The organism is Snodgrassella sp. ESL0304 (genome assembly GCF_013344995.1).
Lineage (GTDB): Bacteria > Pseudomonadota > Gammaproteobacteria > Burkholderiales > Neisseriaceae > Snodgrassella > Snodgrassella alvi.
In genome coordinates, this window is the sequence record NZ_JAAEDR010000015.1 from 63,498 (window position 1) to 79,380 (window position 15,883).

At 43.7% G+C, this 15,883-nt stretch carries 17 protein-coding genes; 7 read left to right on the forward strand and 10 right to left on the reverse strand.

The features are described from left to right. Positions 1-42: 42 nt before the first annotated feature. Complete coding sequence (locus tag GYX91_RS08710; RefSeq protein ID WP_174830619.1) at positions 43-1,299, reverse strand: D-amino acid dehydrogenase; 1,257 nt, start codon at positions 1,297-1,299, stop codon at positions 43-45. A gap of 177 nt (positions 1,300-1,476) precedes the next feature. On the opposite strand from GYX91_RS08710, the gene GYX91_RS08715 reads away from it, so the two are divergent. Further along, positions 1,477-1,941 (forward strand): Lrp/AsnC ligand binding domain-containing protein, encoded by a 465-nt coding sequence (locus GYX91_RS08715; RefSeq protein ID WP_025331357.1) that lies wholly within the window; start codon positions 1,477-1,479, stop codon positions 1,939-1,941. Positions 1,942-1,988: 47 nt separating this feature from the next. Here the strand turns inward: GYX91_RS08715 and GYX91_RS08720 are convergent, their stop codons facing one another. Further along, the gene (locus GYX91_RS08720) at positions 1,989-2,864 is read right to left on the reverse strand and encodes a LysR family transcriptional regulator (protein WP_174830620.1); all 876 of its coding nucleotides are present in this window, start codon (positions 2,862-2,864) and stop codon (positions 1,989-1,991) included. Positions 2,865-2,984: 120 nt separating this feature from the next. Between GYX91_RS08720 and GYX91_RS08725 the strand changes: the two genes are divergently transcribed. From GYX91_RS08725 to GYX91_RS08740, 4 genes are all read left to right on the forward strand, one after another. Further along, positions 2,985-3,488: a phenolic acid decarboxylase gene (locus tag GYX91_RS08725; RefSeq protein ID WP_174830621.1), complete on the forward strand. Its 504-nt coding sequence runs from the start codon at positions 2,985-2,987 to the stop codon at positions 3,486-3,488. Between the two features lie 277 nt (positions 3,489-3,765). Next, positions 3,766-4,647: a LysR family transcriptional regulator gene (locus GYX91_RS08730; protein WP_025331360.1), complete on the forward strand. Its 882-nt coding sequence runs from the start codon at positions 3,766-3,768 to the stop codon at positions 4,645-4,647. Between the two features lie 220 nt (positions 4,648-4,867). Next, on the forward strand, positions 4,868-6,076 hold the full coding sequence (locus GYX91_RS08735) for an MFS transporter (protein WP_084565312.1): 1,209 nt from the start codon (positions 4,868-4,870) through the stop codon (positions 6,074-6,076). A gap of 60 nt (positions 6,077-6,136) precedes the next feature. Then, on the forward strand, positions 6,137-6,403 hold the full coding sequence (locus tag GYX91_RS08740; RefSeq protein ID WP_174830622.1) for a hypothetical protein: 267 nt from the start codon (positions 6,137-6,139) through the stop codon (positions 6,401-6,403). A 125-nt stretch (positions 6,404-6,528) separates the two neighbouring features. Here GYX91_RS08740 and GYX91_RS08745 read toward each other — a convergent pair whose 3' ends face one another. The 3 genes from GYX91_RS08745 to GYX91_RS08755 form a co-directional block, all read right to left on the reverse strand. Next, positions 6,529-6,939 (reverse strand): ACT domain-containing protein, encoded by a 411-nt coding sequence (locus tag GYX91_RS08745; RefSeq protein ID WP_194240763.1) that lies wholly within the window; start codon positions 6,937-6,939, stop codon positions 6,529-6,531. Positions 6,940-7,522: 583 nt separating this feature from the next. After that, positions 7,523-8,386: a prephenate dehydrogenase/arogenate dehydrogenase family protein gene (locus tag GYX91_RS08750; protein ID WP_037393395.1), complete on the reverse strand. Its 864-nt coding sequence runs from the start codon at positions 8,384-8,386 to the stop codon at positions 7,523-7,525. 58 nt (positions 8,387-8,444) lie between these two features. Continuing rightward, the gene (locus GYX91_RS08755; RefSeq protein ID WP_084548356.1) at positions 8,445-9,242 is read right to left on the reverse strand and encodes a 3'-5' exonuclease; all 798 of its coding nucleotides are present in this window, start codon (positions 9,240-9,242) and stop codon (positions 8,445-8,447) included. Positions 9,243-9,541: 299 nt separating this feature from the next. On the opposite strand from GYX91_RS08755, the gene GYX91_RS08760 reads away from it, so the two are divergent. Both GYX91_RS08760 and GYX91_RS08765 read left to right on the forward strand, forming a co-directional pair. Further along, positions 9,542-10,396, forward strand: coding sequence for a DsbC family protein (locus GYX91_RS08760; RefSeq protein ID WP_037393391.1), 855 nt, complete (start codon positions 9,542-9,544; stop codon positions 10,394-10,396). Positions 10,397-10,615: 219 nt separating this feature from the next. Then, the gene (locus GYX91_RS08765; RefSeq protein ID WP_078475377.1) at positions 10,616-10,963 is read left to right on the forward strand and encodes a DUF488 domain-containing protein; all 348 of its coding nucleotides are present in this window, start codon (positions 10,616-10,618) and stop codon (positions 10,961-10,963) included. Positions 10,964-11,073: 110 nt separating this feature from the next. Here the strand turns inward: GYX91_RS08765 and accD are convergent, their stop codons facing one another. From accD to GYX91_RS08790, 5 genes are all read right to left on the reverse strand, one after another. Next, positions 11,074-11,946, reverse strand: coding sequence for an acetyl-CoA carboxylase, carboxyltransferase subunit beta (gene accD / locus GYX91_RS08770; protein WP_025331368.1), 873 nt, complete (start codon positions 11,944-11,946; stop codon positions 11,074-11,076). 67 nt (positions 11,947-12,013) lie between these two features. Next, entirely contained in the window at positions 12,014-12,799 is a 786-nt protein-coding gene (gene trpA, locus GYX91_RS08775; RefSeq protein WP_038649010.1) for a tryptophan synthase subunit alpha, read from the reverse strand. 156 nt (positions 12,800-12,955) lie between these two features. Beyond that, on the reverse strand, positions 12,956-14,317 hold the full coding sequence (locus tag GYX91_RS08780) for a PFL family protein (protein ID WP_078475379.1): 1,362 nt from the start codon (positions 14,315-14,317) through the stop codon (positions 12,956-12,958). Between the two features lie 9 nt (positions 14,318-14,326). After that, positions 14,327-14,602, reverse strand: coding sequence for an ACT domain-containing protein (locus tag GYX91_RS08785; RefSeq protein WP_025331370.1), 276 nt, complete (start codon positions 14,600-14,602; stop codon positions 14,327-14,329). Between the two features lie 89 nt (positions 14,603-14,691). Continuing rightward, positions 14,692-15,870, reverse strand: coding sequence for an MFS transporter (locus GYX91_RS08790; RefSeq protein ID WP_100125740.1), 1,179 nt, complete (start codon positions 15,868-15,870; stop codon positions 14,692-14,694). Positions 15,871-15,883: the final 13 nt, after the last annotated feature.

A 15,883-nucleotide genomic window follows, 5' to 3' on the forward strand; every position in this document is an offset into this window, starting at 1 on the left:
TGCCGATAAGAGCAAAATTTACCCGAACCGTTCTGAACTTGCTTAAACATAACGAGCCAGCGATAAATCACTGGTTTCAATTTCCGGTTTAACACCACTAATCAAATCAGCCAGAATTTTTCCCGAACCCAGCCCCATTGTCCAGCCCAGCGTACCGTGTCCGGTATTGATAGACAGATTCACAAAACGGCTGGCGCCAATGATCGGCGTACTGTCCGGTGTCATCGGGCGCAGACCGCTCCAGAAAAAAGCTTCCGAAGTCCGGCAGCTATCCGGAAATAAATCATTCACCACCAAATCCAGTGTTGCTTTACGTTTGGGGTTCAGATGAATACGATAACCAGACAACTCAGCCATACCACCGGCACGAATACGTTTATCAAAACGCGTTACTGCCACTTTATAAGTTTCATCAATCACAGTAGAAACCGGTGCTTTTGCTTCATCGGTAATCGGAATAGTGAGTGAGTAACCTTTAACCGGATATACCGGCAAATTAATACCCAGCCCGCCCAGCATACTGCGACTAAAACAGCCTAGAGCACAAACATAATGGTCGGCAGTAAAGTACTGACCATTGGCCATAACACCCTTAATACTGCATTTATCCTGCTGTATTTCAGTAATAGCATGTCTGTAGAGGAATTTTACACCGAGATCTTCACATTTTCTGGCCAGCTCAGTAGTAAATAAATGGCAGTCACCCGTGCCGTCCTGTGGTAAATACAGGGCGCCGGCCAGCTTTCCGGTCATATGTGCCAGCGCGGGCTCATAATGGACACATTCGGCAACACTGCTGAGCTCCTGTAAAGGCACACCGAATTCCTGTAAAACAGCCACATCGGAACGGGAATCGATAACCTCTTTTTCTGTACGGAAAATCTGTAAGGTACCTTTGCTGCGGCCTTCAAACTGAATATTTTCTTCTGCCTGCAATTGCTGTAACATCGCACGGCTGTACTCAGAAATCCGCACCATGCGTTCTTTATTAGTAGCATAGCTTCGGGCATTACAATTACGGTACATCTGCCAGAGCCATTGCAGCTGAAACAGACTGCCATCAGGACGAAACAGCAAAGGGGAATGTTCTTTAAACAGCCATTTCCATGCTTTGGCCGGAATATTGGGTGCTGCCCACGGAGTGGTATAACCATATGATAATTGACCGGCATTGGCAAAACTGGTTTCCATTGCGGCCTGATCAGCGCGCTCCAGCACAGTGACTTCATGTCCTGCTTTAGCCAGATACCATGCAGTACTTACCCCCACAATACCGGCTCCCATAATCAGCACTTTCATAATATCCTCTCTCTGGTAATTAACCGGAATAACCTATTGGTTTAACCACAAATTTCACAAATATATTAATTCAGTTACTTTCCCTAGTGTAAACAAAGCCTGATAGTGAATTTCACTTTATTTAAACAAAAAAATGGTGTATTTTAATAAATACTCACATTCATACTATCAAAAACCATGCACCCTATAGATAAAGTGGACATGAAAATCTTGTCCCTGCTTCAGAAAAATGCCCGGATGACCATGACCGAGTTGGCCGATAAGGTTGGTCTTTCCACCACACCTGTTACCGAACGGGTACGGCGGCTGGAGAGGGAAAATATTATTACCGGCTATCACGCCCGCCTCAATCCTCGTGCCCTGAATCAGAGCCTGCTGGTATTTGTTGAAATCAAACTGCGCTCTAAATCCGGCAATATTTTTGAAGACTTCCGGCGTGAAGTTCTGACTATTCCGCATGTGCTAGAATGTCATCTGATTTCCGGCGAATACGACTACCTGATAAAAGTTCGCCTGCCAAATATGCACGCTTACCGCAATATGCTGGGTAACATTCTGTTGCAATTGCCCGCGGCGGCTGAAAGCCGCAGTTATGTTGTTATGGAAGAAGTGAAGGAAGAACAGATGTTGCATCTGGAATAAATCTTCGGCTGCATTATGTCCGGTACCATTACAACGCAGCTGTATACTTATTCAGCATCCTGAATATACTTTACCAGCAATGCAGTTTCATCATCCAGCTGTTCTTCTTCCTGATTGAGAAATAAATAAACCGGTGTTGCACGGCACATACCCTGGCGCAATGGCAATAATTTTAATTCTCCGCAGGCCAGTTGATTTTTAATCCGTTCTTCCGGCAGCCAGCCATAACCCACTCCCTGACTGACTGCCTCAATAGCTGTTTCAATCGTGGTGAATGTCCAGTTTTCAGATGCAGTAATCTGCCTGTAAGGCAGTTGCTGTTGTTCACGACTAACAATTTCAATCAGCGGATAACGCATCAGAACATCCTGACTCAATGGTGCCGGTAAATCCAGTAAAGGGTGCGAATGCCGCACAACTGCTACAAAATTCACCTCCAGCAATAACTTACCCTGCCTCATCATCTCAGCACTTGGGGTGATAATATAAACATCCGCCTGCCGCTGTTGTAAAACAGCACAACTTTCACTGCGCAATACTTCTGTGAGATGTATCTGAGTAGACGGATAAGCCTGCTGAAAACAACGCAATGCTGAAAACAGGCGATCTTTAGGAAAAATACTGTCTACTACCAAGTCTAATCTTGCCCGCTCTCCGCGTTTCAGAGCCCGGGAACGATTTTCCAGTGCTTCAAACCCCTGCAACAGTGGTAATGCCTGTGCCAGCAACTGCTGTCCGGATGCCGTCAGTTCTGCACGACGGCCGACAATAGTTAATAGCGTTACCCCCAGACGCTCCTGCATCAGCGTCAGCTGATAACTTAGCGAAGACTGGCTGCGATTAAAAGCTTCAGCGGCACGGGCAAAACTGCCGTAACTGACTACGGCCTGCAATAACTGCCATTGCTCCAGCGTTGTTTTCATTACTTAATCAATCGAAATTTTGGAACGGTTTAAACCAATATTAGCGTTATTCATCAGATAAATACAGGTTTACACTTCATTTGTTTTATTCAGATTAACTTCAATTCAAAAGGTGAAAAAATGCCTGCATTTGATACTGCCGATTTAAGTAACATTCTTGGTAAACATCTGGTTTATACCTACGACAATGGCTGGAACTACGAAGTTTATGTTAAAAATGCCACTACCATCGATTATCGTATTCATAGCGGTCTGGTGGGTAACCGCTGGGTAAAAGATCAGAAAGTTTATCTGGTACGCGTAGCAGCCGGTGTATATAAAATTTCATGGACAGAACCTACCGGTACAGATGTTAGTCTGATTATCAATCTGGAAGACAAATTATTTCACGGCACCATCTTCTTCCCGCGCTGGGTAATGAATAATCCCGAACATACTGTTTGTTTCCAGAACGAGCATATTGCACAAATGGAAGCTTATCGTGAAGCGGGCCCGGTTTATCCGACAGAAGTTATTGACGAATTTGCTACCATTACTTTTATTGAAAATTGCGGCGAAAATAATGAAAACATTATTAACTGTCCGGCCAGCGAATTACCGGCAGATTTTCCGCATCACCATTAAGTACTTATCCTGAACCACAGGGCAGACAATAAATTGTCTGCCCTGTTCTGTTTATTTGGCAAAAACCCCTGTTTTTAAATACAGAAAGATAACTATAGTAGCGTTAACACTTAGCATGGTTATTTTTTACTGACCGGTAAAATTATATGTATGGTCTGCATTTTAACTATACATAACTCTACATTCGAACTGTACATAAAAACAACATGCCTCTTTCCTATAACTTAATTATTGTTATACTTTTTAAGCATAAAAAATAGTTGTATGTGAGGTCATTTTGGATATTAAAGTATTACGTTATTTTTTAGCTCTTGCTAGAGAGGAAAGTATCACTGCGGCTGCTGAGTATTTACATCTGACTCAGCCAACATTATCTCGTCAACTGGCTGAATTAGAGCAAGAATTGGGTAAAACCTTATTTATTCGAGGCAGTCGTAAAATTACCTTAACCGATGAAGGTATGCGTTTACGCAAACGTGCTGAAGAAATTTTAGAATTAGTGCAAAAAACTGAATTAGAGTTTCAAACCTCAGCTGAGGAAATCAGTGGCGATATCTATATTGGCTGTGGTGAAACCCATGCCATGGGATTAATTGCTGAGGTTGTTAAGGCATTACAACACGACTATCCGCAAATTCATGTGCATATTTATAGTGGTGATGCTGATGAAGTAACAGAACGTATCGATAAAGGCTTACTCGATTTTGGATTATTAATTGGTGTGGAAAATATTAGCAAATATGAGTCGTTACTATTGCCCGAAAAAGATACTTGGGGAGTATTAATGCGTAAAGATAGTCCACTTGCGCATCAAGATGTGATTAGACCTAGCGATTTATGGAACTTGCCACTTATTATCTCTAAACAGAAAGAAGTCGATATCCGAATTACGCGCTGGTTAAAACGTGATTTAGATAAACTCAATGTGATTGGCTCATATAACCTACTTTACAATGCCTCACTTATGGTCGAAAAAAACATGGGTTATGCATTAAGTATTGATAAGCTGATTAACACGACTGGTAATAGTCATCTTTGTTTTAAACCTTTAGAGCCACAATTAACGGTTGATATTCACATAGTTTGGAAACGTTATCAAATTTTTTCAAAAGCAGCTGAAATCGGTTTACAGCGAATGAAACAGGCTTTTTCTCAATAAATCCCTCTGAATATAGAAGTGAGCAAAATGATTCTCCTATTTTGCTGAGCTTATTCTTATGACTTCTTTTTATTGATATTAATGACATTAAATACAGCTTATACCCATGCTTTTAAGGCATAAATAACCATAAAATATAAGTAATTTACATATCTTTAGCTGCTATTTAGACTATGACCCATTCAATTCATTCGTCTTTAATATAATAATGGGATTAACCATGTCAGATAACACATCAAATTCCCCAACTACGGCGTATTGGGGAGCAATATTCTCGCTATTTATTGGGGTAACAAGTTTGATTACCGCGGAATTTATTCCCGTTAGCTTATTAACACCTATCGCACAAGATTTCAATATTACTGAAGGTCAAGCAGGCCAAAGCGTTACAATGGTGGGGATTTTTGCAGTAGTCACCAGTTTGGTTCTCGCACCCATGACCCAAAATATTAATCGTCGGGTAGTATTACTCACTTTTTCTATTTTATTAGTATTATCCAATTTGTTCATTGCTGTTGCACCTAATTATTTCATTATGCTGATTGGTCGAGCGCTATTAGGGATTTGTGTTGGCGGATTTTGGTCAATGGCATCTGCTGTAGTATTACAATTAGCGCCGAGTAAAGATATTCCTCGGGCATTAAGTATTGTCTATGCCGGAGTGTCGGTTGCAACGATTATTTCACTGCCTCTTGCCAGTTATTTAGGTCATTTAGTCGGTTGGCGTAATGTGTTTTTTATTGCTGCGGCATTAAGTTTTATCGCGCTAGTTTGGCAACGGCTTACCCTACCATCTTTACCGCCGCGTGAAAGCAGTAATTTTAAAAATATGTTTGCCCTATTTAAGCAAAGTTGGTGTTTTCTTGGCATTATCGGGACAATTTTTAGTTATGGAGGTTATCACCTCTTTTTTACTTATCTGCGACCGTTTTTAGAGCACAATTTAGCACTACAAGCCGGTCCGTTAACCCTTATTTTATTGGTGTTTGGTATCGCTAATTGCATCGGAACCTTTGTTGCGGGTTTACTACTTGGCCGATTTTTTAGACCTGTGATGATCGCCATTCATTTAGTTTTAGCCGCTATAGCCATGCTCTTATTTATTAAATATAGGTTTTTAAGTTCTGATAATGTGACTATGGATACTACATTAGTGATTGCTTGGGGATTTGTGTTTGGATTTATCCCTGTTGGTTGGTCAACGTGGATCACTCGAACGCTTGCTGATAAAGCTGAACTGGTTGGTGGATTATCGGTTGCCGCGATTCAATTTTCCATTGGTTTAGCGGCTGGTGTTGGTGGAATGACCTTTGACCAATTAGGGTTTAGTGGCATTTTTATCACGGCCACGATTATTTGTATTATGGGTGCCATCATTACCGCCTTGTGTTTTAGTTTATACAAAAAAGCAACAGGCAATCTTGCTTAATCAATCTCATATAGATAAAAAGGATCACAAATAAAATTCAAGTTGACGGCTTTAATGTTTATGCTAACTTTTGTACAAACAACACTTGCGAACACGGCAGAAGTGGCTATGCAACATTTTCCAAATCCATCAACAGTGAGTCAGGCATTACAACCTTTAGTCACTGGCGCCCCCATTTGGAATGATCATCCTAAAATTAATGCCGAATGGCATCAATGGGTCGATACGATTGCTGCCCAAACTTTAAAAACACTCCCTACGTTAAAAGAACGATTGCAAGTCAGTGTTACAGCTACACAGCTTGGTTACGTACTGATAAGACCCTGAATACCTGTACTTGGTTTTACCAAAGCATAGAAACAATCAAAATTATTTTCTTTCTCCGCTTAACAAAACCACCAACGCTGTTATTGAACATCATCATTCATAGTTTTATCTATTGCATAAGCTGACTATGATGCCTGACCCAGATTATTCAGAATAACCAAAGCCTGCTGCACATCATCATCAGCTACAAAAATATGATCATGATAATAACCGGCTATAACATTACAACTGATATTCTGTTGTGCCAGTGCATGCGCAAAAGCAGCAGTCAGCCCGACAGCCGCCAGCGAAGAATGCACCATTAATGTAATCCAGCCGGCAATATATTCATAATTCAGCTGATACTCATCAGCAACTGCCTGCGGTAAAACCAGCGTAGTACCTTCGTTTTCCTGCATAATCGCCACAGCAGCGGTCAGTAATGCTGGTTCAGGCTGCTGTACAGTACAAAATACATATTTGCCCGGATTATGCTGCGGTGAAGCAGATTGCAGCAAAATTTGCAGATTACTTTCACCAGAGATTTTAGCGTCCATATCAAAGTACCCTCAGAAACAATCAAACCGGTCATCTAATGACTAAATTGGTCAAAAGAATTTATCTTGGCATTAATTCTATTTACATGACAGCACCGAATACCTTTGCTTACCAGTATTCATATCTGTCTGGTAAATTCACTTACTCAGGCCGTAATGAACAATTCTGTCACCGAAGCTGAAAGCAACTAAACATCAGGCTATATTTACTCAGCCATCAAAAAAATATTAATACACACCATCTGCTTTAAAATTCCATTAGCATAAAGAAAAAAAGATAAAAAAATGCGCACACGATTAAGTGTGCGCCAAGTCTACAAAGGAGAAATAGAGGAGAAACTGTTAAACCAACTAGGAGCTGATTTAACGAAGCGAATTATGCCTCAACTACGCATGCATAGCAAGTCATATTTTGTATTAATTCGACAAAATATAGTTATTTTAATTAAAAATACCGCAAAATTCATTAACTGCACATATCTTTATACCGCAAACAGCATAAAAAAACACTTTATCTAACCATAACTTAGCCCAAAATAAACCGTCGTCAGACAACATTACCGCTGACTTCGGTTTATAAATACTAATTATGCCAGTCTTCGCGTATTTTCTGTGCTTTTGCAAAAAAAGCAGTCAACTTTTGTGCATCCCCTTGTTGCAGACAGTCCTGTAAATATGCCAGTTCATATTGTTGCTGCTGGAGTAAGCCAGCCAGTACCTGACGATTAGCCAGACAGATATCTGTCCAAATCTGCGGATTACTGGCTGCAATGCGGGTAAAATCCCGAAATCCGCTGCCGGCAAATTGCAACAATTCATCGGCATTTGCTGCTTCGGCCAACTGGTGTACATATGCATAAGCCAGCATATGCGGTAAATGACTGACAGCGGCAAAAATTGCATCATGTCGTGCCGCATCCAGATGATAAATCTGCGCCTGTACAGCCTGCCACATAGCAACAACTGTATGTAATGCAGCTTCGTCCTGCTGTTCATGAGCGCAAACAATACATTTTTTTCCGGCAAATAAACCAAACTGCGCCGCCAGTGCACCATGCCGGTCTGAACCGGCAATCGGGTGAGCGGCCACACAGCGCGGATAATGATGCGGTAATTCAGCAGCAAAGGCTTTTAATGCCAGCTGCTTGGTACTGCCCACATCAGTAACAATACAATGCTCAGATAAATAGGGAACCAGCTGACGGCAAATTGCCGGTAAAGTATTCACCGGAGTGGCTATCAGCACCATATCGGCTTCTGCCACACTCTCTGCATTAATCTGCGTATAGGTATAATCAACTACCCGCCGTTCCAGTGCACGAGTCAGATTATCGGCATCGATATCAATACCGGCTACTTCAGCAACCAGTCCGGCACGTTTTAAATCCAGTGCCAGCGAACCGCCAATCAGCCCCACTCCGACCAGCACCAGCCTGCGCATATTCATCTCAGAAAACATCTCATACAAATCATCATTTCAGTTTTCGGCTTATTTATTTTGATAATCAGACCGATCTGCCCCATGCACTCAGAAATTCCTGCCAGTGTGCTGCCTGTTGCGTACTCAGATAACCTTTAAGACAACGGATTTCCTGCTCATATTCGTCTGCATCCAGAAAACCGCGTAACAGATTAAAGCGCAGATACATTAAATAAGTATTGGCTGCATCGGTTTCGCAATAATGTCTGATCTGTGCCAGTTCACCCTGCTGATAAGCTGCCCAGACTTTACTACCGTCCATACCCAGTTTTCCCGGAAAGCCGCATAGTTTGGCCATATCATCCAGAGGTACACAGGCACGGGACTGATATAAAGCCAGTAAATCCATTAAGTCACAATGGCGTGCATGATAGCGGCTGATATAGTTATTCCACTTAAAATCTCGGCTGTCGCCAAAATCACCCTCGCCCATATCCCAGTAGCGTGCCGCACTGATGCCATAAATCAAAGCACGATAATGTAATACTGGTAAATCAAAGCCGCCGCCGTTCCAGCTCACCAGCTGAGGTGTATGAGTTTCAATCAGCTCAAAAAAACGCGCAATTAAAGTTTCTTCGCTGTCTTCCGGTGTTCCGATGCTGCCCACATGAATTTTATCCGTACCCCAGCGCATACAGCAGGAAATAGCCACTACCTGCTGCAAATGCAGCTGCATAAAATCGTTACCGGTTTTGGCTCGTCGCTGCTGCAAGGCAAATTCCACCACATCAGCATCACTGACCTCTGCCGGCAAATGATTCAGAACACGAATGCCGGCTACATCCGGCACAGTTTCTATGTCGAAAGCCAAAATCGGAGTCATAGCAAGAATTCACATTAATTATCGGATAAGTATTGTGGCATGAAGCCACTGGCTGCGCCAGCCGTTTAACTACAAAACAACATTACACTTATAACATGATTGCTTTATACTAACGCGTAGCCGGACAGGCCTTGCATACAAGCAGATAAAACAGACTATAGATTTCGTTGTTTTCAGCTAGTCTGGCGTTCTGCCGGATTTATCCTGTTTAGCGATAAAATAGCAAAACTTCCCACTTGGATACTTTTATGCCTTTCTCAGTCAGGGCATACATTAACAGACAGAAAAAGAATTTCAATATGAAAAAATCTTATCTATGGCAATGGCTTGCACCCCTACTGGCCATACCGCTAATTGCTTCATGTGACGGTACACCTGTACATAATATTGATTCTGCGGCAAAGTCGGCCTCAGGTAGTACAACTGCATCTGTATCAGCAGCCAATAATGTAACTGACGCGGGTCGCCCGGCTGATGCGGAAATCAGTAAAAAAATAAATGCCAATCTGGCCAGTAAAATGAGCAAAATGCTCAAAGGTTCCGAATTAAATATACAGGGTGTATATACCACACCGTTACAAGGTATTTATGAAGTAGTCATTACCGGCAATCAGATTATTTATACTGATGAAAATGCTGCCTATGTTATGATTGGTAATCTGATTGATCTGGAACACCGGAAAAATCTTACCGAACAGCGAGTCAGCGATATGTCCAAAATAGACTTTAAAGAATTGCCATTAGAAAAAGCAATTAAAGAGGTCCGCGGTAATGGTCAGCGAGTAATGGCTGTATTCTCCGATCCTGACTGCCCGTTCTGTAAAAAACTCGAAGAAGAAATTGCCCAGATAGACAATATCACTGTCTATACTTTCCTGATGCCGGTGCCTGATTTACATCCAAATGCACAGAAAAAAGCTGTACAGATATGGTGTCAGAAAGAGCGTACAACCGCATGGACTCAGTGGATGCGCAAGGGCAAAGAACCTGCTGCTGTGGCTAATTGTGATAATCCGGTAGCTGACGTCATAAAACTGGGCAATAAATATGGCTTTGATGGCACACCTACCTTAGTTTTCCCGAATGGCAAAACCATTTCCGGGCTAATGCTTAAAAATGAGTTAGAGCAGGAACTGAATAAAAATCAGAAATAGCATTATTTATAGAAAAAAGCAGCCGCACCGGCTGCTTTTTAATTTTCTGTTACGATACACAATACTGATTATTACATTCGAACCATGACGCTGGCCGATATTGATTATTAGTTTTTTACCACATCAGCTTACCCATCCTGCTACTGGTACACTACCATGCTTGCCGATACAAATATTAAAAATTATGATTGATAATTTACAGAGTTAAACTCAATCGCCATGTATAACATTCAACGTGTATATACCTATCAGCATCAGCAGCCGGCAGTATTAATAGACCGCCTGTGGCCACGGGGTATCAGTAAAATCAGACTAAGCGGAGTTGAGTGGATTAAAGCTGTTGCCCCGTCCGGCCCACTCAGAAAATGGCTGCACCAGAATCCTGAAAATCATTATCAGGAATTTTGCCGGCTGTATCAGCAGGAACTCAGCCTGCCACAACAACAGGAAGCATTGCGTACACTGAAGCAACTGCATGAGCAGCATCAGCAACTATGGCTGCTTACGGCGGCCAAAGATATTGCCCACAGCCATGTACCGGTATTACTGGCACAGTTACAGGCATAGCTCAAAATTAACTGATGTATTCTTTTAGTCTCTATCAATAAAAACGCCCTGAAAAACATATCAGGGCATTGCTATAACCATTATTCTATTATACAGATACACAAACTGTGTCAGGCGGCATCCGCACTGGCTTCTGAGCGTAACAAACCAATCAGTCGAACAATTCGATCTTTTAATTCACGCCGGTCAACAATCTGATCGATTGCCCCTTTATCCAGTAAAAACTCCGAACGCTGGAAGCCTTCCGGTAAAGTTTCACGTACAGTTTGTTCAATCACCCGCGGACCGGCAAATCCAACCAGAGCATTCGGCTCAGCCAGAACAACATCACCGATGAACGCAAAGCTGGCAGACACACCGCCCATAGTCGGATTGGTTAATACTGATATAAAAGGCAGTGATTTATCAGCAAGCAAATGTAATGAAGCACAGGTTTTAGCCATTTGCATTAATGAATTGAGACCTTCCTGCATGCGTGCACCACCGGAAGCGGCCACACAGATAAAGGTGCAGTTATGTTTTACCGCCTCACGTACACCGCGAACAAAGCGCTCACCCACAACAGAACCCATTGAACCGCCGATAAAGTTGAATTCAAAAGCGGCCACAACCACAGGTACACCATTCATGGTTCCGCGTACCACCAGCAGCGCATCATCTTCCTGCGTCAGCTTACGGGCAGCACTTAAGCGGTCAGTATATTTCTTGCTGTCACGGAATTTGAGAATATCAACTGGTTTGATGTCTTTACCAATTTCATACTGTTTGGTTTCATCCAGCATCATACTGATACGTTCCCGTGCTGACACCGGATTATGATATCCGCACTTCGGGCACACTTCCATATTCTTTTTCAAATCCGTGGCATATAAAGTTGCCGCACAGGACGGACATTTCTGCCACAATCCCTCAGGGATACCTGCGGATTTAACCGCTGCATCTTTTTTAATCTTAGGCGGCAGGATTTTATCTAACCAACTCATTCTTTTATTCCCGGTTATTGCCGGCAGCCGGAACAGGCCGCCATACAGAATTAGGATGTTACACAGATTATTCCAGAGCTTGTCTGAGCTCAGCGACAACAGGAGCCAGAGCTTCGGCCTCATGACCAATATGCTCGGCTATTGTCTGCACAAAGCGGCTGCCAACGATTACGGCATCCGCTACTGCTCCGATACGGCGGGCACTGTCGGCATCGCGAATACCAAAACCCACACCGATAGGCACCTGTATAAACTGGCGTAAATGATCAATTTTACGCGAAACTTCGGCCGTATCCAACTGTGATGAACCGGTCACTCCCTTAAGTGATACATAGTAAACAAAACCACTGGCCTTACTGCCAATCAGTTTAATCCGCTCATCAGTGGTAGTAGGGGCAATCAGAAAAATGCAGTCCAGCCCGTATTTCCTGAGCTGCTCATGCAAATCATCAATTGTTTCGGCCGGACAGTCTACAGTCAGCACACCATCCGCACCAGCCTGCGCAGCAGCACTGGCAAAACGTTCATAACCCATATGATAAACCGGATTCAGATAACCCATGAGCACCACTGGTGTCGTCTGATTTTCCTGCCGGAACTGTCTGACCACCTGAAATATATCATTCAGAGACACATTTTGGCGTAAAGCACGCTCGGCAGCTGACTGAATCACCGGCCCGTCGGCCATCGGATCAGAGAAAGGCACACCCAGTTCAATAATATCTGTACCATTGGCTACCAGCGTTTTCATCAGCTGTACTGTTGTAGCCAGATCCGGATTACCACAAGTGATATACGATACCAGAGCAGTCCGTCCATGCAGCTGCTCAAACGTATGTTGAATTCTACTCATTATGTTCTCAACTCATTTCCGAACACTTTAGCAGTATATTGATTCAGCCAGCCATCATTCTGCCGCTCCCTGCGGACAGCCAGATTTTATCTGCCTGCAACACTGCCAGTGCTGATTATCATAGCCTGCATCATACCATGCGGTACAGCACATTCCTTAATTTTTCATTGACTGCACCGGTGCCGGTACTCGTCCGCCACGATTAATAAATACCTCACAGGAACCGGATTTCACCGGCATAACCGGAGCTCGACCGAGTAAACCGCCAAACTCTACGTAATCACCGACATCCTTACCGGTAACCGGAATCACCCGCACGGCTGTAGTTTTACTATTAATTAGGCCGATAGCGGCTTCATCAGCAATAATTCCCGCCAATGTACTGGCCGGAGTATCGCCCGGCACAGCAATCATATCCAGCCCGACCGAACACACCGCCGTCATAGCTTCCAGTTTATCCAGAGTCAGCACACCGGCTTCTACCGCTGCTATCATACCTTCATCTTCAGATACCGGAATAAACGCACCGCTTAGTCCGCCTACTGCGCTTGAAGCCATCATACCGCCCTTTTTCACAGCATCATTCAGTAATGCCAGTGCCGCAGTCGTGCCGTGCGTTCCGCAGACACTCAGCCCCATCGCTTCCAGAATCCGGGCAACACTGTCCCCCACTGCCGGAGTAGGTGCCAGAGACAAATCCAGAATACCGAACGGAATACCCAGCATTTTACTGGCTTCATGGCCGATCAGTTCACCCACGCGAGTAATCTTGAATGCGGTTTTTTTCACCAGCTCGGCAACTTCAGTCAGGGACAGCCCTTGTGTATTCTGCAACGCAGCACATACCACGCCCGGTCCGGATACACCGACATTAATGACGCAGTCTGCTTCTCCCGCACCATGAAAGGCACCGGCCATAAACGGGTTATCTTCTACCGCATTACAAAAAACCACCAGTTTGGCACAGCCAAAACCTTCCGGCGTGATTGCCGCAGTCTGGCGGATGGTTTCTCCCATCAGCCGTACAGCATCCATATTAATGCCGGCACGGGTAGAACCGATATTTACTGAGCTGCATACGACATCTGTGCAGGCCATAGCCTCAGGAATTGATCGGATTAATATCTCATCGGCAGCACTCATTCCTTTGTGTACTAATGCAGAAAAACCGCCGATAAACGAAATACCAATGGCTTTTGCCGCTTTATCCAGTGTCTGTGCTATCGATACATAAGAATCAGCACCGGTGGCAGCCCCAATCTGAGCAATAGGTGTGACAGCAACACGCTGATTCACAATTGGTACACCATATTTAGCCGACAGCTCAGTTGCCGTCTGTACCAAGTTTTTACCGACACGGGTAATCTTGGCATAAATTTTTTCATTCAGGCGCTTAATATCTGTATCAATACAATCATGCAAATCAATGCCAATAGTTATCGTACGCACATCGAAATGCTGGTCGGATACCATTCGTACAGTTTCCAGAATTTCATTATTCTGAATAGAAAAAGACATAAATAACTCCTAAATCCGGTGCATGGCATTAAACAATGCTTCATCCTGCACACGGATGTGCAATCCCCGTTTTTCGCCTTCACTATCCAGAAATTTACTGAACTCTAAGCGTGGTAAAGTACATTTTTCCGCATCCAGCAGAATAATCATAGTGAAATAATCATCCATTAACTGCTGACTGATATTCACAATACTAACCTGATGCTCTGCCAGCAGCGTGGCTACCTCAGCAACTATACCAATACGGTCTTTACCAATCACTGTCATCACAGCATGATTAGACATAAATAATCCTATTCACAATAATAATTATTACCAACCACAGAAACTAATCCGCCGCCGGCCGGCAGCCAGATCAGTTCAGCAGCACAGATTTAAGATATACGTTCACATTTAAAGAATAGTGCACACAGCAAAATCAGCGTTGCCACTCCTCCGCCCAGCAACGAAACCCCGTTCCAGCCATAATGTGCATAAGCCATAGCAGAAGCAAGTGAGCCGAGTACACCACCGATAAAATACATACTCATATAACCAGAAGTAATCCGGCCTTTGAGCGCCGGATCAGAACGATAAATCAGCGACTGGTTACTGATATGCAATGCCTGAATCGCAAAATCCAGCAAAATTACCCCGCTGATCAATGCCCATAAATGCACCCCTCCGACATACAGCAGTGACCAGCTAAGCAAAAACAGTAAGGCACAAACTATTGTCATCGCATAAGTGTGGCCTTTATCTGCAGCCCAGCCACCTACATTGGAACCAAAAATCCCCAGCGCACCAAATAAACCAAATAAACCAATTGTACTCAAACTGAAATGATAAGGTGCATGGCTGAGCAATAACGTCAATGGTGTCCACAACACTGAAAACAAACAGAAATCCAGCGCCCCGAGCACACCACGCTGCCGCAATAACGGTGTACGCCATAATAACGACCAAACCGATACCAGCGTTTTCCAGTAACCCAGAGTACTGTGTTCACGCTGGACATGAGGCAGTTTGCATTGCAAAATCAGTGCCATTAACAGCAGCATTGCCGCACCGAGCATATATACCGTACGCCAGCCCCACCAATGGGCAACCATACCGGAAAAAGTACGTGACAACAGAATACCCAGTAACAGCCCGCTCATCAGCGTACCGATTACCCGCCCGCGCTGTTCGGGTTCTGACAGACTGGCGGCCAGCGGCATCAGCACCTGAGCCACTGTACAAAAGGCGCCGACCATCACCAGACCGGCAATAAACAGCCATAAATCAGGAGCAAAAGCTATCAGCAGCGCACTGATACCTACTACAACATACAGCGATACAATCAGCTTTTTGTTATCGAGCAAATCACCCAGCGGTACCAGAAAAATCAGCCCCAGCGCATAAGCAAGCTGCGTCAGCGTAATCAGCATGCCGCTACTGGCAACATTCATACCAAAATAGCGTGCAGTTACTTCTATCAGCGGAAAGACAAAATAATTACTGGCTACGGCCAGACCGATGGCCAGAGCCATCATAAAAATCTGACCGGAAGACAGTTTAATACTCTTATTCATACATACAACAAAT